Source organism: Pseudomonas sp. B34(2017) (genome assembly GCF_002112915.1).
Classification (GTDB): domain Bacteria; phylum Pseudomonadota; class Gammaproteobacteria; order Pseudomonadales; family Pseudomonadaceae; genus Aquipseudomonas; species Aquipseudomonas pharyngis.
Map to the genome: position 1 here is coordinate 1 of NZ_NEJA01000010.1, position 19,017 is coordinate 19,017.

Below are 19,017 nucleotides of genomic sequence, written 5' to 3' on the forward strand. Positions count from 1 at the left end.
CCCCGGATGAATCCCGGAACGAAGGGACGCCGAGCCACAGCGAGGCGCCGAACGCAGGGGCCAAGACCTTTGGTTACTTTGGGGCGTTTGCCAAAGTGACCCGCTGTAAGAGCGGAACCGCCAGCCGCAACACCCGCAGAAACGGATATGCACACAACCCCAATACAGCATGGCCGGCCCAAAGGCCGCCAAGCCCAACCCCCAAAACCCTGTCAAAACCCTGAACACACAAGCAGAAACACCCCCCCCCATTGAAACCACCCAACCCCTGCCCCATCTAACAGCCATACCCAATTGCGCAGGTGCCCCATGAGCGACCAGCAAGAATTCCCCGAAAACCCCGACGACATCACCGAAACCGACGCCGAACACATCGAACACCACGTCCCCGGCAAAGGCCTGGCCCTGCCCGGCCAGAACCTGCCGGACAAGGTCTACATCATCCCGATCCACAACCGCCCGTTCTTCCCGGCCCAGGTCCTGCCGGTCATCGTCAACGAAGAACCCTGGGCCGAAACCCTCGAACTGGTCAGCAAATCCGAACACCACTCCCTGGCCCTGTTCTTCATGGACACACCCCAGGAAGACCCGCGCCACTTCGACACCAAGGCGTTGCCGCAATACGGCACCCTGGTCAAGGTGCACCACGCCAGCCGCGAAAACGGCAAACTGCAATTTGTCGCCCAGGGCCTGAGCCGCGTACGCATCAAGACCTGGCTCAAACACCACCGCCCGCCCTATCTCGTTGAAGTCGAATACCCGCACCAGCCCACCGAGCCGACCGACGAGGTCAAGGCCTACGGCATGGCGCTGATCAACGCGATCAAGGAACTGCTGCCGCTCAACCCGCTGTACAGCGAAGAGCTGAAGAACTACCTCAACCGCTTCAGCCCCAACGATCCGTCGCCGCTGACCGACTTCGCCGCCGCCCTCACATCGGCGACCGGCAATGAGCTGCAGGAAGTGCTGGACTGCGTGCCAATGCTCAAGCGCATGGAAAAAGTCCTGCCGATGCTGCGCAAGGAAGTCGAAGTCGCACGCCTGCAGAAAGAAATCTCCGCCGAAGTGAACCGCAAGATCGGCGAGCACCAGCGCGAGTTCTTCCTCAAGGAACAGCTCAAGGTCATCCAGCAGGAACTCGGCCTGACCAAGGACGACCGCAGCGCCGACCTCGAACAGTTCGAGCAGCGCCTGGAAGGCAAGGTCCTGCCGACGCAGGTACAGAAGCGCCTCGAAGAAGAGATGAACAAACTGTCGATCCTCGAAACCGGATCGCCGGAGTACGCGGTCACCCGCAATTACCTCGACTGGGCGACCTCGGTGCCATGGGGCGTGTACGGCGAGGACAAGCTTGACCTCAAGCACGCGCGCAAGGTGCTGGACAAGCACCACGCAGGGCTCGAGGACATCAAGGACCGGATCCTCGAATTCCTCGCGGTCGGTGCCTATAAAGGCGAAATCAGCGGCTCCATCGTGTTGCTGGTCGGCCCGCCGGGCGTGGGTAAAACCAGCGTCGGCAAATCCATCGCTGAATCCCTCGGCCGGCCGTTCTACCGCTTCAGCCTCGGCGGCATGCGCGACGAAGCCGAAATCAAGGGCCACCGTCGCACCTACATCGGCGCGCAGCCGGGCAAACTCGTGCAGGCGCTGAAAGACGTCGAAGTCATGAACCCGGTGATCATGCTCGACGAGATCGACAAGATGGGCCAGAGCTACCAGGGCGACCCGGCCTCGGCGCTACTGGAAACGCTTGATCCGGAACAGAACGTCGAATTCCTCGACCACTATCTGGACCTGCGGATGGACCTGTCGAAAGTCCTGTTCGTCTGCACCGCCAACACCCTGGATTCGATTCCCGGCCCGTTGCTGGACCGGATGGAAGTGATTCGCCTCTCGGGCTACATCACCGAAGAAAAAGTCGCCATCGCCAAGCGTCACCTGTGGCCGAAACTGCTGGAAAAGGCCGGCGTGTCCAAGGGCAGCCTGAGCATCAGCGACACGGCGCTCAAAGCCTTGATCGACGGCTACGCCCGTGAAGCCGGCGTGCGCCAGCTGGAAAAACAGATGGGCAAACTGGTGCGCAAAGCAGTGATGAAGCTGATCGAGGATCCGAAAGCGGTGATCAAGATCGGCCCGAAAGACCTCGAAGCGTCCCTCGGCCATCCGGTGTTTCGCAACGAGCAAGTGCTGTCCGGCACTGGTGTGATTACCGGCCTGGCGTGGACCAGCATGGGCGGTGCGACCCTGCCGATCGAAGCCACGCGGATTCACACGCTCAATCGCGGTTTCAAACTCACCGGGCAACTGGGCGATGTGATGAAGGAGTCGGCGGAGATCGCCTACAGCTACGTCAGTTCGCACCTGAAATCCTACGGTGGCGATCCGAAATTCTTCGACGAAGCCTTCGTCCACCTGCACGTGCCGGAAGGCGCGACCCCGAAAGACGGCCCGAGCGCCGGCGTGACCATGGCCAGTGCCCTGCTCTCCCTCGCCCGTAATCAGGCGCCGAAAAAAGGTGTGGCGATGACCGGCGAGCTGACGCTGACCGGGCATGTACTGCCGATTGGCGGGGTGCGCGAGAAGGTGATTGCGGCGCGGCGGCAGAAGATCTTCGAGTTGATTCTGCCGGAGCCGAATCGCGGAAACTTTGAAGAGTTGCCGGACTACCTGAAGGAAGGCATTACCGTGCATTTCGCCAAGAAGTTTGCGGATGTAGCGAAGGTGCTTTTCTAACGCTCCCCTGCTGATCGTTCCCACGCTCTGCGTGGGAATGCCGCCCGGGACGCTCTGCGTCCCTTCACAAGCGTGACGCGGAGCGTCACAGGATGCATCCCCACGCGGACGGTTCGACGTGGGAACGATCACGCCAAGCCTGGCGTTGTCACACTTTGTCTCATCTTCAGTTATGCTCGCCGTTCGTCGCCAACGCCGGAGCCGCTGAATCCATGTCCCCCCTTCGCCTGTTTGTCCCGCTGTCCATCGCTCTGCTGGCCGCCTGCGCCACGCAACCGAAAACCAACGTGACCGTGGAAAAACAGAGCCAATGCCCGGTGCGGCTGACCAACGGGCAGAACCTGATCGTCATGCTCCCGAGCAACCCCACCACCGGCTACCGTTGGGCCATCCAGGATTCCGCCGGCGGCGTATTGCGCGCCCTCAGCCCCGAGGTCTACAGCAATCCGGAAGATGCCGGCGTGGTCGGCGCGGCCGGTCTCTCGACCTGGCGCTTCCAGGCTTTCGCCCCCGGCACCGGGCGTCTGCGCCTGACTTCGCAGCAACCCTGGGCGCCGGAAGTGTTGCCGGTGGAGACCTTTGACTGCGCCATTTCGGTGAACTGATCGTGGGCTGGCTGATCCTCGCGCTGATGGGCGCAGTGACCTTTCTCTATGGCCTCAGCACCCATGCGGCGCTGCTGTGTCTGCTGGTCAAACCGTTGCCGGTATTGGCCCTGCTTGGCTGGTTGCATGATGCGCCGCCCAGCGACTATCGCCGCTGGATCAGCCTCGGTCTGATTTTCTCGTTGATCGGCGATGTGCTGCTGGCGTGGCCGGGGGATTTGTTCATGTTTGGCCTGGGTGCGTTTCTGGTCGCGCATCTGGCGTATCTCAAGGCTTACCTCAGCGATTGCCGGCGCCTGGCCCTGCTGCCGCTGATCCTGGCGCTCAGTGTCGGCGCTGTGCTGTTGGGCATCCTGATCTCCAGCGGATTGGGGCCGCTGACCGTGCCGGTGATCGTTTACGGAACGGCCATCAGCGCCATGCTCTGGCGCGCCCTCGCCCGGCTCGGCAGCGGCGTACCTCAGCGTTCGGCGTTGCTGGCGGCGGGCGGCGCGGTGGCGTTCGTGTTCTCCGATAGCGTGATCGGCATCAACCGGTTCGTGTCACCGTTCAATGCGGCGCCTTACATCATCATCCTCAGTTACTGGCTGGGGCAGTGGGGGATTGCGGCATCGGCGTTCTCCCAAACCAAACGTCCCGACCTCTGAAACCGATCGTTACTACGCGCTGCGTCTTTGCGTAAGTGACGCAGAGCGTCACGGGATGCATTCCCACGCGGAGCGTGGGAACGATCACCCGCTGCAAAGCGGTTTATCAGACAACCCGCGCATCTGCGCGTCAGTTTGGCTAAAATGCCGGCCTTTTCATCGACACCGCCGGAACCGCCGTGAGCAAAGAACCCGATCGCATTTTCGCCCAGCCGATGGCCCAGGTGCCTGACTTCGCCTTCAACGAAGACGTGGTGCGGGTGTTCCCGGACATGATCAAGCGTTCGGTGCCGGGTTACCCGACCATCGTCGAAAACCTCGGTGTGCTCGCAGCGCAGTTCGCCCAACCGAACAGCGTGCTCTACGACCTCGGCTCATCGCTCGGTGCGGTGACCCAAGCCCTGCGTCGCCATGTGCGCACCGACGGTTGCCGGGTGATCGCGGTGGATAACTCGGCCGCCATGGTCGAGCGCTGCCGCGAGTACCTCAACGGTCAGGATTCGATGTTCCAGGAGTTGCTGCCGGTCGAAGTGATCGAAGGCGACATCCTCGCCCTCGATTTCAAACCGGCTTCGGTGGTGGCGCTGAACTTCACCCTGCAATTCATCGCCCCGGATCAGCGCACGGCGCTGCTCTCGCGCATTCGTCAATCGTTGCTGCCGGGCGGCGCGCTGATTCTGTCGGAGAAGCTGCGTTTCAACGATGCCGAAGAACACGCGCTGCTGACCGACCTGCACGTCGCGTTCAAACGCGCCAACGGCTACAGCGAACTGGAGATCGCCCAGAAGCGCAGCGCCATCGAAAACGTCATGAAGCCCGACAGCCTCGAAGAACACCGCGAGCGCCTGCTGGCCGCCGGGTTCTCGAAAGTCGTGCCGTGGTTCCAGTGTCTTAACTTTGCCTCGTTGATTGCCTTGCCATGATTGATCTGTCCCCCCTCGCCCGCCGTCTGGCCGGCACGCCGCTGGCCGAATGGGCCAGCACCCTGCAAGTGCAGCTCGACAAGAAAATGGAAAAAGGTCACGGCGATCTGGAGCGCTGGCAAAGTGCGCTGGACGCCCTGCCGAAGATCCAGCCGACCGAAGTCGACCTGCTCGACGGCCTGAAACTTGACACCGATTGCGACGACGAAACCCGCGCCCAGATGCGCACCGCGCTGATGGGCCTGTCGCCGTGGCGCAAGGGGCCGTTCGATCTGTTCGGCGTGCACGTCGACACCGAATGGCGCTCGGACTGGAAGTGGTCGCGGGTCTCCCCGCATCTGGATCTGAAGGGCAAACGCATCCTCGATGTCGGTTGCGGCAACGGCTATTACATGTGGCGCATGCTCGGTGCCGGCGCCGACAGCGTGATCGGCGTCGATCCGAACTGGCTGTTCTTCTGCCAGTTCCAGGCAGTGCAGCGTTATCTGTCAGAGCCGAATGCCTGGCACCTGCCGTTCCCGTTCGAAGACCTGCCGCCGAATCTGGAAGGCTTCGACACGGTGTTTTCCATGGGCGTGTTCTATCACCGCCGCTCGCCGATCGAGCATTTGCTGGCACTGAAGGATTGCCTGGTGAAGGGTGGCGAGCTGGTACTGGAGACGCTGGTGGTCGAAGGCGACAAACATCAAGTGCTGGTGCCGGAAGACCGTTATGCGCAGATGCGTAATGTGTGGTTCCTGCCGTCGGTGCCGGCGCTGGAATTGTGGCTGCGTCGTGCCGGTTTCACCGATGTGGAATGCGTGGATGTGAGCACCACCACCGTTGAAGAACAGCGCGGGACCGAGTGGATGAAGTATCAGTCGTTGAGCGACTTCCTTGATCCGGATGATCACAGCAAGACGATCGAAGGGCTGCCGGCGCCGATGCGGGCGGTGATTGTCGCGAAGAAGTAACGATCCCTTCCAGACACTGCAAAAAACTGTGGGAGCTGGCTTGCCAGAGATAACGGTGGATCAGTCCACATCAATGCTTGATGTGCCGACGCCATCGCTGGCAAGCCAGCTCCCACAGGGTTTGATGTTGTTCTTCAGTCTGCCGGTTTCGCGCGCCGCGCCCGGAAAAACTCAGTCAACACCGCACCACACTCCTCCGCCAATACTCCCCCTTCATACAACACTCGATGGTTGAGAAAGCCCTGAGTGAAGAACTGCCCCTGACTCTGCACAATCCCGGCCTTCGGCTCCAGCGCGCCGTACACCACACGCGCAATCCGCGAATGCACGATCAGCCCGGCGCACATGCTGCACGGTTCCAGCGTCACGTAGAGCGTGCTGCCCGGCAGTCGATAGTTGCTCACAGCCTGAGCGGCGGCGCGGATCGCGACCATTTCCGCATGAGCACTCGGGTCACTGGTGCTGATCGGGCAGTTGAAGCCGCGCCCGATGATTTCGCCATCCTGCACCAGCACCGCGCCCACCGGCACTTCGCCGAGGGCTGCGCCTTGGGCCGCCAACTCCAGCGCCTCGCGCATGAAGTCGCGATCACGGCTGCGGTCGATGATCGCCGCGGGGCGAATCTGGCGCATCACTTCACCTCGATGGCGGCCATCAGGCCGGTTTCCATGTGGTCGATCACGTGGCAGTGGAACATCCATACCCCCGGGTTATCCGCCACCAGCGCCACTTGCGCACGCTCGTTCTTGCCCAGCAGATAAGTGTCGGTGAAGTACGGCACGATCTTGTGCCGGTTCGACGCAATCACCTTGAAGCTCATGCCGTGCAGGTGGATCGGGTGCTGGTACTGGGTCATGTTCTTCAGTTCGAAAATATAGCTCTGGCCCAGTTTCAGGCTGGCGATCGGCCGGTCAGCGCAGGTCTTGTCGGTGATGTCCCAGGCCTTGCCGTTGATCTGCCACAGGCTCGGCGGCTTGCCGTTGTCGACATTCACCGACACCGACCCGACCCATTCGAAATTGAAGTTGAGTTTCTCGGCATTGGCCAGGTCCGGCTCGGCCACCGGGTTGGCCGGCAGCGCTTTCGGCCAGTCGGTTGGCGCGTCATTGTTGGCCACCGAACGTAAAGTGCCGAGGCGAACCGGGCCGTTGCGCAACGACAGTTCCTCGCCGGCCGGCGGTGCCTTGATCGCCAGGCAGATGCGCATGCCCGGGCCAAGCCAGTATTCCTTGCCCAATGGGCGCGGCTCGACCGGGTTGCCGTCCAGCGCATAGATCTGCGCTTCGACGCCGGGAATGTTGATGCGATAGGTCAGGGTGTTGTCGAGGTTGAGCAGGCGTACGCGGGTGATCTGCCCGGCTGGCAACTCGATCACCGGCGTAGGTACGCCGTTGATGGTCGACAGCCGACCCGCCGTACCACCACGGGCCGCTTCGCGCGGGATGCTGAATTCGACGAAGTTGCCCTCATCATCGATGTGCCAGTTTTTCAGGCTCAGGGTCTTTTCGTACTTGAACCCGGTCGGCTCGCGCTCTTCGACAATCAGCGGCCCGACCAGCCCGCGACCGAGTTCTTCGCTGCTGCTGACATGCGGGTGATACCAGTAGCTGCCGGCATCCGGCACCCGGAATTTGTAATCGAAGTATTCGCCCGGCAGCACCGGCAATTGCGAAACGTACGGCACGCCGTCCATTTCCAGCGGCAGACGGATGCCGTGCCAGTGAATGGTCGTCGCCACCGGCAGATGGTTGATGAAGCGCACACGCAGCCACTCACCCTGACGCACGCGCAATACGGTGCCCGGTGCCGACGGGCCGAAGGCCCAGGCTTCAGTCTTGTGCCCTGGCACCAACTCGACGTCCAGTGGCGCGGCGATCAACTCATAATCATGCCCCGCATCGGCGTCGGCCACCTTGCCCAGCCAGTAACGCGTCGCACCACCGGCTCCCGCGCCAACCACTGCCAGACCGGCCAGGCCACCGAGGATTTGTCGACGGGAAAAGGACATGGACACAACTACCTCACAGATCAGCCGCAGGCCGGGACGCCCGCAAAAGGCGAATACGATACACCTGCGCCTGGGAAACAGTAAGGGTGACGCGGCGGATGGCCGCAGATTCGCTCACCTGCGGGTGGTACATATGTACCGCACTGTCCTCGAACGAACGGCTCATTCTCGGGCTCTCTTCTCAAGGATCAGAGCCAATGAACCCAGCAGAAACCCGCACACTGCCCAACGCCGCCGACAAGGCCGCCCTCCGGCACATGGCCACGCAGGTCGTCACCGCTTGCCCGAGCCTGAACGACACGGCCCGTCAGGTCGCCACAGAGCTGATGACCAGACACGGCATCACCGGCCTCGACCCCGATCACGTCTATTACCACCGGTTCAGAACCGCACAGAGCCTGTCCGTCTCCTTCACCGGCTGGCAGCACTACGGCGAAAAACCCTATGAGAGCCTGACCCTGACGCAACTGGTGATTCACCGGTTCCGCGCCACGGATCAGGACAACGCTGACCTGCTGGATCTCTACGGCGGTTTCTACACCGCAGGGCCGGACACCGAAAATTTCGATGCAACCAACGAAGTGCGCCTGCACGGCAACGAGGTTTTGAACGACTTCTGGCACATCAACTTCAGCGAGCGCTACCGCAACGAGCTACACACCTTCTGGAGCAGCCACGCCAGCGAGTTCCGTGCCCTGGCCAAATGCAACTTCCTCCATAAGGCCGTTGAAGCGCGGGAACTCGGTCATCTGAACGACGAAGATTTTCAGACAGTGATAACGGCGTTGTGCGGCTCTCTGACCTGGCCTGTCGACCTGCACGCCCTGCAGAGCGAATTCGAACCCGGTCATGGCCTTCGGGTCTGCATGCTGGAGATCGACGGTCATGTCGCTACCAACCTCCTGCGCATCATCAACTCGCAGGGACGGCAGATCGTTTATGTACCCGGAGACAGCGAAGCATTCCATGTACTGGACACGCCCGCCGACCTGCACTGGTGGGCCCTGCAACAGTTGAAAGAGAATGTGCCCCGTGAACATTTTCTCGGCCATTTCCAGCTGGCTGACCGACACTCGATCAGCGAGAACATCAACGATCTGACAGATCGACTGGTCAGCACCTGGAGCCACGGAGACCATCACCTGGTCAATGCCGCAGATCGGGCGATAACAGAGGATGCGTTCACCTGGCTTCGTGATTCCACTCGCGATGCGATGTTCGCCGAGGCCGACTTTTCCCTGACTTCGAATGGCGATCTGCGCAAAAAGTTGTGGATCGGCTACCTCAGTGCCGGGTTGAAAGTGTTCGGACCGATGGCCATCGTGGGCTGGCCTGTTGCATTACCGGTGATTGGTGCCAGCCTGGCCAACATGGGGCTGAACATTGACAAGGCAGTCAACGGCAAAACTGCCGGCGAGCGCAAGGAGGGCGTTCTCGCAGCGGTGCTCAGTGGCATCGATGCGCTGCTCAATATTCCATTCTTGAAGGGAACCGGGGCACTGGCGGAGACGGAGTCTGGTGAATTTTCGCAAGCGATCGAAGCAAGCGAAATGCCTGAAGCCGGCACGGCATCGGAACTGGAGTCGGAACAGCCGAACGAACTTGTTTCAGCCGTGGAGGAATTGTCGCCAGCCCCGTCCGAAAACCTGCCGGGGTCGAGGATCCCGCAGAAGTATCAGTCCAACGAAGTGCTGGACGGACTGACGCCAGTCTCGGAGCCCGGCAAGTATCAGGGGATTTACCGACTGAACACCGAGCCTTCCTGTGCAATCGTGATGAATGACACCGCTTATTACGTTCGCTACTTCAACGATTCACAAGGTGGCGGATTCTGGGCGATCGTCGACCCGGTCAAACCTAACCAGCTGGTTCATGCATTGCCGGTGCGATTGAACAGTGAAGGCGTCTGGGAGCGGATGACTCAACTGGGGCTCAAGGGCGGGGGGCAGTGTCTCGGCAAGCAATGCACCCTGGAGGTGGCCATGGAACTCGACGCACGCGAGCCCGCACCCGAAGAACCGGAACAGCTCCCCGCGCAATCCGATCCGCAGACGCCACTGACCACCGAGCCTCTGCCTTCGACTTCAACCTCGGCCCCGGCCCCGGCTTCGAACGACATCCGCCTCGTCAGAACACCTTACGACGTCGACACCGTACGCCGGCAAGAACTGAAACGCTGGGCCATGCAACTGCGCGAAACGCATATTCAGATGCAGGTCGGTCCGGACGGTACGTTGATCGCAGCGGATCGATACGCCCCCCATTTCGCCGAGAAGGCCAGAGCACTGCTGATTTCCGCGAGACGTTTCTTCCACAATCTTTCCTGGGCGACCTTGCCGCCCCGCCCGGCGATACCGGCTGTCACCGCCTCAACGACCTTCGCGGACTTCAGTGCCCAGGCACTTGAAGCAGCGCCAGGCCTGGTGATCGGCGAAACCCCGGGCCGCATCACCAGCATGCGCCTGATGATTCAGAACATGCCCGCTCTGGCTCGCCAAGGGGTCAAGACCCTCTACGTGCGCCGTTTGCTCAGCGATTTCGCCCAGGCCGACCTGAACAGTTACTTCCAGTCCGGGGTCATGTCCAAAGACCTGGAAAAGTATCTAAGCCGGCTCGGCACCGACCCGGCAGCGCAGTTTGACGAACTGGCGCTGGTGAAAAGCGCCCGGCAGAACGGGATCAGAGTCCAGGCTACCGACTGTGCGGCAGTATATAAAAGACCCGTATCTCTCCCGCGCCCCGAAGAGCAGATCGCGACCAACCATCTCACAACCGACATCATGTTCATGGACCAGTCGCTGAATGTGGTCGGTAAATGGGTGGTGCTGACCGGAGCAGAAAACACCAACACCTTCAGAGGCTTTGCCGGTATCAGCGAACTGGAGGGCGGCATCGGGGTGCGAATCGAAGAGGTGGATCCGGGACAAGGCGAACGGTTGACGACAGACCCTGGTATTGAGATCGAGCGAGGCCCATACCCGCTGCCAACCATGATGGGCGGAAATTCCGATCCCCTGTACGCCGATGTGCTTCTGAAAATGGAAGCACCCTCTGTGAGCCGAAGCGAGTTGCAAATACACCAACTGCTTTATCGCGCCGGCATGTATATGTTTGAGCGCTTTCAAGGCACCTATCGGTTGTTTCACCGCAGCGTTAATGGAGAGCTGGTGCAAACCCCGATCGAGACGTTCGCTGATGGACGGTATTACATAGATCGGCCAACCTGGGGCTCAATCCATCGTGTCCCTTTCGACAATCTTGAACAGTTATCCAGCGCGTTGAAACAAATGGGACTGCAGCTCCAAAGCCGCCTTCCAAACTGATCGAACGCTGTGTCGATGGTTTTCCCGACACCGGACAGGCCTCATCCGGCCTGCCCGGGTCAGGATCACTTCGTTGCGGAATTTTCCTGTCTGCCGTTTGACTTGATACGACAACAAACTGTCCCGGCGTCTGACAGACAAATCACGCCTTGGCTTGAAATGATCGCGGTGTTTTTTTCAACCACCACGCTCAAGGAAAGACTGTGGACACAACCAACGACATCACGCTGCCCAACTCCGACGACCGAAAAGCGCTAAGGGCGTTGGTCCCGGCACTGGTCGAGGCCTGCCCCGACATGTACGAAATGGCCTGCGCGATTGCCAGGGACATTCTTGATCGTCATGGCATCAGAGGACTGGAGCCGGAGCAGGTTTACTGGCATCGATTCCGGGCCGCCCAGAGCAGCCCCCGAACTTTCACCGGCTGGGAACACCTGTTCGAAGTCCCGCGCGAATCGATGACCTTGCCGCAACTGGTGATCCAGCGATTCAGCGTGCACGACCAGGACAACGCCGACCTGCTGGATTCCGATGCCGGTTTCTATAGCGCCGGACCGGATGCCGGCACCTACAACGAAACCAACGAAGTCCGGTTGCACAGCAGCGATGTACTAAAGGCGTTCTGGGCGATCAATTTCGCTGACCGCTACCGGCAAAAGGTGGACTCTTTCTGGAGCAAACACGGCACGACATTCCGGACACTGGCCAAATGCACCTTCCTGGCCAAGGCGATGGAGGATCGTGAAAGCGGTCGACTGTCGGATGACAATTTCAGGGTGGCAGTCAAAGCCATCGCCGGCAATGTGAGCTGGCCGGTCACGCGCAAAATGCTTGAGGTTGAGGTACTGCCGCCCGATGGCCTGCGCGTGGGTCTGCTGAAAATCGGCGGCTTCGTTGCGACCGATATCCTGTGCATCAGCGATGGAAAGGGCGGCGTCATCCTGTACGTACCGGGAGAAATCTGGGGCGTGCACGCCTTGCAGAACGCTCGCGACCTGCATTGGTGGGTGCTGTCGCAGATCAGAAAGCCTTCGGATCGAAAACGCTTCATGGCGCATTTCCAGGTTGCCGATCACGACATCATGGAAGATACCTCCTGGCGTGCGGTCGCCAATCGCCGCTGGCTCTGGGTACTGGGGCCTCTGGCAGGCATCGTTTCGGAGCTCTGGCGCGCCCCGCATATCGAAAATGTCGGGCTCAGCCATGTCCTGGATCTGCTGGTCAGTACCTGGGACAGCAACGATCACACGCTGGTTGCCCATACCGGCGAAGCGTTGGACAAGGACATTTTTTCCTTCCTGTCGACGGCAACGCAGGCGCGGATGATCAGCGATGCGGAATTCATGATGCATTCCAATGGCGACCTGCGCAAAAAGCTGTGGATCGGTTATCTCAGCGCATTCAACCGGATGTTTGGCCCATTGGCTGCCGTTGGCTGGCCAGTGGCGCTGGCGGTCGTTGGCGCCGGCATTGCCAGCGTCGGTCTGCAAATCGATCAGGCCGTGAATGGCAAAACGCCTCAGGCGCGAAAGGCCGCCGTGACCGGAGCGATATTCTCTGCCATCGATACGCTGTTCAACGCCACCTTTATCAAGGGCAGTGGTCGACTGCCGGAGATCGCCGAGACCAATACCGTCATCGCGTCGCAAGAGTCCATTGCTGAAACCGGACTGTCCATTACCACAGAAGAAAAACTTTCCGCAGCGGCCGCTATCCGTTCGCCACTGCCTGAACTGGCAGAGATCGCACCGAAACAGGTTCTACCTGCGCAGCCCGAGGATTTCCTCGCTTCATTCAAGACCGTGCCCACCGAGGCTTCGCGGATTGAGGCCGGCAATCCAAAATTCAAGGAAATTATTCGTACGCCCTCCGGTAAACAGTACATCTACATGCGCCGCGCCTCGGGCGACGGCTTTTATCAGGTTCGCTATGTCGGGCAGTTGCGGGGTTGGGTCATCATCGATCCGGCCAATCCCTACTCGTTCTATCGCAACGTGCCGGTGCGCCTGAACGAAGCACGCCAGTGGGAGCCTGTCGCTCGGCCCGGACTCAGAGGCGGCATGAAAATTTTCGGTGAGTGGCCCTGGGGGCACACTGCCGATCCGCTGCCCGAAGTATCGACAGAACCGATGCCCTATGATGTCCCCGGCGCCTCCAGAACGACGATGCAGCCCTTGGCAGAAGCCCGTGTCGATGACTTTCCGCTGGACAGCGTCAACGGGAGTGACCGCCTGTATCAGACGTTCAAATCCACACGCCGCAATCTTTATGACGACGCCATCAACTTCTACGCCGCCCCGAATCAGCCCCCACGTCCACCCCTGCCTGCATTCAAGTCCGGCACGTCCTTTTCCGAGATGAGCAAGCGCGTGCTCAAGGAAACGCCCGGACTGGTAATCGGCCAGGACAACACCACCGGCGCCCGGCAAGTGCTGATCGACAACCTGAAGGTCATGAGCAAACAGAAGGTCAAGACCTTGTACATGGATCATCTGCTGACCGATTTTCATCAGGTGGATCTCGATGCCTTCCACAAGACCGGCAAGATGTCTCCCGCGCTGGAGGATTATCTGAAACTTCTGGATTCACGGCTCGATACAGATCCAGCTTCTGCCCACACGTACACTGAACTGGTCAGGAGCGCACAGAAGAATCATATCCGCGTGCAGGCCCTCGACTGCATGGCCAGCCGGCGCTTTCCGCTCATGGAGCAAACATCCGATATCAGTAGCCGGAAAATGATGAACTACTTTTCCGATACCGTGATCCGGGCCGATCAGACAGCAAGGGGCTCTCATCGCTGGGTCGCGCTGGTGGACCAGGAACGCGCCAGCACCTTCGAAAACGTTCCCGGGCTCAGTGAACTGGTAGGCGCTGCATCGCTGCGTGTCGAGGCAGTTTCTCTGGACCCGATTCGCGGAATCACGGTCGACCCTGGTAAAAAAGTATTCGACTTGCTGCAACGGCCTGTCGACCTGATAAAGAGTGACTTGCGCCTGCAACTGCAAGCCACTGCCGCGACAACCACCGCGCGCACGCTCGATGAAGCGCTGCCACGCAAAGGCATGTTCATGGTTCAGGTCGAGCGCGGCCAGTCGATGCTGGTCCACCGCAGTGGCAACGGCCAACTGGTGAACACCCCTGTCCAGCGAGATGAAGGTGGCATTTTCGTGACACGACCACGTTGGACTTCTGTCACGGGTCGTCATTTCGAGAGCATTCAAGCACTGTCCGAAGCCCTTGAAGATGAAGGCCTGAGTCTGAGGCGGGTGCGTATCGATCCCAAAGCCATACCTGGCAAATCACCAGCCATCGGCGAGCCGCCCATTCCTTCTGTGTCGGCAAGCAGCGCGCAGAGGATGCCTTTCCCGTCATCCACCGTAACGGATACTCCGCAGGTCACTTCGCCGTATGACATCCTGCCTCAACACCGTCAGGCCCTGACAGAAGCGGTCATCGGCCATGAACCTCGCCTGCTGTCAGACGAGTTTACGGTCAGTGAATCCGCCGAGGCCTATGCGAACTTCAAAGCCCTGAGAAAACGACTGCTACAGGATGCCATACGCTTCTACGCGGATCTGCGCCTGCCTCAGCGCCCGGTCGCTACGCCGCTGGACCCCGCCTCGTCGGGTCCCACAATCATCGCCCGGCTATTCGAAGAGTTTTCGGGACTGGTCGTCGGCGAGAGCCATTCAGAGATCGGCGCCAAACAGTTTCTCATCGACAATATGCAAACCCTGGCCAGACACGGTGTAAAAACCATCTATCTGGAACATCTGCTGACAGACTTTCACCAGGCGGCTCTGGACAACTTTGCCAGGACATCGGTAATGCCCCGGAATCTTGAGTGGTATTTGATCAGTCAGGACCTCGGGCATCTGACCGATCCATCCGGACGCTATACCTTTCTCAATCTGGTGCTGGAGTCAAACAAGCATGGCATCCGGGTTCAGGCCATAGACTGCATGGCCAGTTACAAACTGGACGGCATGCAGACCTACGAACTGGCGATCCGGCAAAAAATGATGAACTTCCACGCCCGGACAGTGATAAGCGCCGACCAGACAACAAGAGGCACGCACCGGTGGGTGGCGCTGATGGGGAACTCTCATTCCAATACCTTTGAGGGCGTTGCGGGAGTCAGTGAACTGGAGGGTGCCATTGGTTTGCGCGTCGAGGATGTTGCCCAAGGGCACTCAAACGGCATCGAGCCCGATCCGGGCAGAACGTTTCTCGACCACAGTGGCGCCTCCGCCGGCCTGGCCAAGGGCGACCTGCGGCTGCAGGTGGAGACGCCCTGGTATGCGCAAACGAGACCGGAACTGGAAAAACTGCTGGCCCGACCTGGGCTCTACACCTTGAAGCGAGAACCTCGGCAAACCTTCCTTTGCCACCGATCCCGCGAGAACCGGATGGTGCTGACTCCGATCGAATTCGAATCCGGTCGCTTTTTCATCGAGCGTCCCTCATGGCCCAACCTCCATGAAAAACGTTTCGACAGCATCCATGCACTGCTCAAGGCACTTGATCAACGCGGCATGAAGCTGGTCGGCTGGTCAAAACCCTTGTAATCAAAAACAAAAAACCGTGTGAATCACTGATTCACACGGTTTTTTGTATTGGGTGCGTTTATGCCTTCAGGGCTTAAGCGGGATCACTCCCACTCAATGGTCGCCGGCGGCTTGCTCGACACGTCGTAAGTCACGCGCGAAATGCCTTCGATTTCATTGATGATGCGGCCGCTGACGGTTTCCAGCAGTTCGTAAGGCAGGTGAGCCCAACGCGCAGTCATGAAGTCGATGGTTTCCACGGCACGCAGGGCCACGACCCAGGCGTAACGACGGCCATCGCCGACCACGCCAACCGATTTCACCGGCTGGAACACGACGAAGGCCTGGCTGACCTTGTGGTACCAGTCGGCCTTGCGCAGTTCTTCGATGAAGATGTGGTCGGCGCGACGCAGCAGGTCGGCGTATTCCTTCTTCACTTCGCCGAGGATGCGCACGCCCAGGCCCGGGCCCGGGAACGGGTGACGGTAGACCATGTCGTACGGCAGGCCCAGTTCCAGGCCCAGACGACGGACTTCGTCCTTGAACAGTTCGCGCAGTGGCTCGACCAGTTTCAGGTTCATCTCTTCCGGCAAGCCGCCCACGTTGTGGTGCGACTTGATCACGTGGGCCTTGCCGCTTTTCGCGCCAGCCGACTCGATCACGTCCGGGTAGATGGTGCCCTGAGCCAGGTACTTGATGTTGTCCAGCTTGCAGGATTCGGCATCGAACACGTCGATGAAGGTACGGCCGATGATCTTGCGCTTCTTCTCTGGATCGGCTTCGCCGGCCAGGTTGTTCAGGAACTGGTCTTCAGCGTTGGCGCGGATCACCTTGACGCCCATGTTCTCGGCGAACATGGCCATCACTTGCTCGCCTTCGTGCAGACGCAGCAGGCCGTTGTCGACGAAGACGCAGGTCAGTTGATCACCGATGGCCTTGTGCAGCAGCGCCGCAACCACCGAGGAATCCACACCGCCGGACAGACCCAGCAGCACGTTGTCGGTACCGACCTGTGCGCGGATGTTGGCGATGGCGTCTTCGGCGATCTTCGACGGGGTCCACAGGGCTTCACAGCCGCAGATGTCGAGAACGAAACGCGACAGGATGCGACCGCCCTGCTTGGTGTGGGTCACTTCCGGGTGGAACTGCACGCCATAGTAGGCGCGCTCGTCGTTGAACATGCCGGCGATCGGGCAGCTCGGGGTGCTGGCCAGGATGTGGAAATCGCTCGGCATCCTGGTGACCTTGTCACCGTGGCTCATCCACACGTCGAGGCCGAACAGGCCGTCAGCGTCGATATGGTCTTCGATGCCGTCGAGCAAGCGGCTCTTGCCGACCACGTCAACGCGGGCGTAACCGAACTCACGCAGCTCGGAGCCTTCAACCTTGCCGCCCAGTTGTTCGGCCATGGTCTGCATGCCGTAGCAGATACCGAAGACCGGTACGCCCAGATCGAACACCGCTTGCGGGCAGCGCGGGCTGTTGGCTTCGTGCACGGACTCGGGACCGCCGGCGAGGATCACGCCTTTTGGCGCAAATTCGCGGATCGCATCTTCGTCCATGTCGAACGGGTGCAGTTCGCAGTACACACCGATCTCGCGCACGCGGCGGGCGATCAGTTGGGTGTATTGCGAACCGAAGTCGAGGATCAGGATGCGGTGAGCGTGAATGTCGAGGGCCATGATTCAGTCTCGTCTAAGTAATTCAGAAACAGTCTTGATTCAGAAACAACTCGGGGCTGAATAAAACAGCCCCGGTCATTTAACGTTTTGCTTGAAGCCTCAACCTACGCGGTAGTTTGGCGCTTCCTTGGTGATCTGCACGTCGTGAACGTGGGACTCGGCCATGCCGGCACCGGTGATCCGCACAAACTCGGGCTTGGTGCGCATTTCTTCGATGTTGGCGCTGCCGGTGTAACCCATCGAGGAACGCAGACCGCCCATCAACTGGTGAATGATCGCGCTCAGGGTGCCCTTGTAAGGAACACGGCCTTCGATGCCTTCCGGAACGAGTTTCTCGGCGCCTGCCGAGGAGTCCTGGAAGTAACGGTCGGAAGAACCTTGAGCCTGGGACATGGCGCCCAGCGAACCCATGCCGCGATAAGCCTTGTAGGAACGGCCCTGGAACAGTTCGATCTCACCCGGCGCTTCTTCGGTACCGGCGAACATCGAGCCCATCATCACGCAGGACGCACCGGCAACGATGGCCTTGGACAGGTCACCGGAGAAACGGATGCCGCCGTCGGCGATCAACGGAACGCCAGTGCCTTCGAGGGCAGCGGCAACGTTGGCGATGGCACTGATTTGCGGAACGCCGACACCGGCGACGATACGGGTGGTGCAGATCGAGCCAGGGCCGATACCGACCTTGACCGCGTCGGCGCCAGCTTCGGCCAGGGCCTTGGCGGCTGCGCCGGTGGCGATGTTGCCGCCGATCACCTGCACTTCAGGGAAATTCTCTTTGACCCAGCGAACGCGGTCGATCACGCCCTTGGAGTGACCGTGCGCGGTGTCGACCACCACCACGTCCACACCGGCATTGACCAGGGCTGCAACGCGGTCACCGGTGTCTTTACCGGTACCGACCGCAGCGCCAACGCGCAGACGACCCTGGTCGTCCTTGCTGGCCAGCGGGTAGGCCTTGGCTTTTTCGATGTCTTTGACGGTCATCATGCCTTTGAGGGCAAACTTGTCGTCGACGATCAGGACTTTTTCCAGGCGGTGCTTGTGCAGCAGCTCGCGGACTTCGTTCTTGTCGGCGCCTTCGCGAACAGTGACCAGACGCTCTTTCGGCGTCATCACTTCACGAACGGTGGCATCCAGACGGGTTTCGAAACGTACGTCACGGGAAGTGACGATGCCGACCAGGTCGCCATCGTGCAGCACCGGAACGCCGGAAATGTTGTGCATGCGGGTCAGTTCGAACAGATCACGAACCGTGGCGTCAGCCTCGATGGTGATTGGGTCCTTGACCACACCGGCTTCGAACTTCTTGACCTTGCGAACTTCGGCAGCTTGCTGCTCGATGGTCATGTTCTTGTGGATAATGCCGATGCCACCTTCCTGAGCCATGGCGATTGCCAGACGGGCTTCGGTGACGGTGTCCATGGCGGCAGAAACCAGAGGAATGTTCAGCTCGATGCCACGGGTAAGGCGGGTCTTCAGACTGACTTCGTTAGGAAGCACCTCGGAATAACCGGGCACTAGGAGAATGTCGTCGAAGGTCAGAGCTTCTTGGCTGATACGCAGCATCGCGGGGGCTCCCGAGCGGGAAAA

General features: G+C 60.2%; 12 protein-coding genes. 7 read left to right on the plus strand and 5 right to left on the minus strand.

Features of this window, described 5'->3' with window-relative positions; all coding sequences use genetic code 11:
• The first annotated feature begins 309 nt into the window (after positions 1 to 309).
• The 5 genes from lon to cmoB all read left to right on the plus strand — a co-directional run bounded on the left by lon (position 310) and on the right by cmoB (position 5,861).
• Positions 310 to 2,733 (plus strand): endopeptidase La, encoded by a 2,424-nt coding sequence (gene lon / locus CAF80_RS26825; RefSeq protein WP_085668154.1) that lies wholly within the window; start codon positions 310 to 312, stop codon positions 2,731 to 2,733.
• A gap of 212 nt (positions 2,734 to 2,945) precedes the next feature.
• Positions 2,946 to 3,338, plus strand: a complete 393-nt coding sequence (locus tag CAF80_RS26830) for a protease inhibitor I42 family protein (RefSeq protein ID WP_039765755.1) — start codon at positions 2,946 to 2,948, stop codon at positions 3,336 to 3,338.
• Between the two features lie 2 nt (positions 3,339 to 3,340).
• Positions 3,341 to 3,985: a lysoplasmalogenase gene (locus CAF80_RS26835; protein WP_170928300.1), complete on the plus strand. Its 645-nt coding sequence runs from the start codon at positions 3,341 to 3,343 to the stop codon at positions 3,983 to 3,985.
• A gap of 215 nt (positions 3,986 to 4,200) precedes the next feature.
• A complete protein-coding gene (gene cmoA / locus CAF80_RS26840; protein ID WP_219736936.1) occupies positions 4,201 to 4,908 on the plus strand; it encodes a carboxy-S-adenosyl-L-methionine synthase CmoA in 708 nt (235 codons plus the stop codon).
• Positions 4,905 to 5,861: a tRNA 5-methoxyuridine(34)/uridine 5-oxyacetic acid(34) synthase CmoB gene (gene cmoB / locus CAF80_RS26845; protein ID WP_085668156.1), complete on the plus strand. Its 957-nt coding sequence runs from the start codon at positions 4,905 to 4,907 to the stop codon at positions 5,859 to 5,861. The genes cmoA and cmoB overlap by 4 nt, the downstream gene beginning before the upstream one ends.
• A 134-nt stretch (positions 5,862 to 5,995) precedes the next feature.
• Here cmoB and tadA read toward each other — a convergent pair whose 3' ends face one another.
• From tadA to CAF80_RS28940, 3 genes are read right to left on the minus strand one after another with little or no spacing between them, the layout of a single operon-like run.
• The gene (tadA, locus tag CAF80_RS26850) at positions 5,996 to 6,493 is read right to left on the minus strand and encodes a tRNA adenosine(34) deaminase TadA (RefSeq protein WP_039765748.1); all 498 of its coding nucleotides are present in this window, start codon (positions 6,491 to 6,493) and stop codon (positions 5,996 to 5,998) included.
• Entirely contained in the window at positions 6,493 to 7,869 is a 1,377-nt protein-coding gene (locus CAF80_RS26855) for a multicopper oxidase family protein (protein WP_074691034.1), read from the minus strand. The genes tadA and CAF80_RS26855 overlap by 1 nt, the downstream gene beginning before the upstream one ends.
• Positions 7,870 to 7,882: 13 nt before the next feature.
• Positions 7,883 to 8,035, minus strand: coding sequence for a hypothetical protein (locus CAF80_RS28940; protein WP_158248865.1), 153 nt, complete (start codon positions 8,033 to 8,035; stop codon positions 7,883 to 7,885).
• A gap of 31 nt (positions 8,036 to 8,066) precedes the next feature.
• Here CAF80_RS28940 and CAF80_RS26860 point away from each other — a divergent pair, with 31 nt between their 5' ends.
• Complete coding sequence (locus CAF80_RS26860; protein WP_074691033.1) at positions 8,067 to 11,192, plus strand: membrane-targeted effector domain-containing toxin; 3,126 nt, start codon at positions 8,067 to 8,069, stop codon at positions 11,190 to 11,192.
• 203 nt (positions 11,193 to 11,395) lie between these two features.
• Complete coding sequence (locus CAF80_RS26865; RefSeq protein ID WP_085668157.1) at positions 11,396 to 15,763, plus strand: membrane-targeted effector domain-containing toxin; 4,368 nt, start codon at positions 11,396 to 11,398, stop codon at positions 15,761 to 15,763.
• A gap of 83 nt (positions 15,764 to 15,846) precedes the next feature.
• Here the strand turns inward: CAF80_RS26865 and guaA are convergent, their stop codons facing one another.
• Both guaA and guaB read right to left on the minus strand, forming a co-directional pair.
• Positions 15,847 to 17,424 carry a glutamine-hydrolyzing GMP synthase gene (gene guaA / locus CAF80_RS26870; protein ID WP_064599229.1) on the minus strand — a complete coding sequence of 526 codons (1,578 nt, stop codon included), beginning with the start codon at positions 17,422 to 17,424 and terminating at the stop codon, positions 15,847 to 15,849.
• A 99-nt stretch (positions 17,425 to 17,523) separates the two neighbouring features.
• On the minus strand, positions 17,524 to 18,993 hold the full coding sequence (guaB, locus tag CAF80_RS26875) for an IMP dehydrogenase (protein ID WP_011335798.1): 1,470 nt from the start codon (positions 18,991 to 18,993) through the stop codon (positions 17,524 to 17,526).
• Between the last annotated feature and the right edge of the window lie 24 nt (positions 18,994 to 19,017).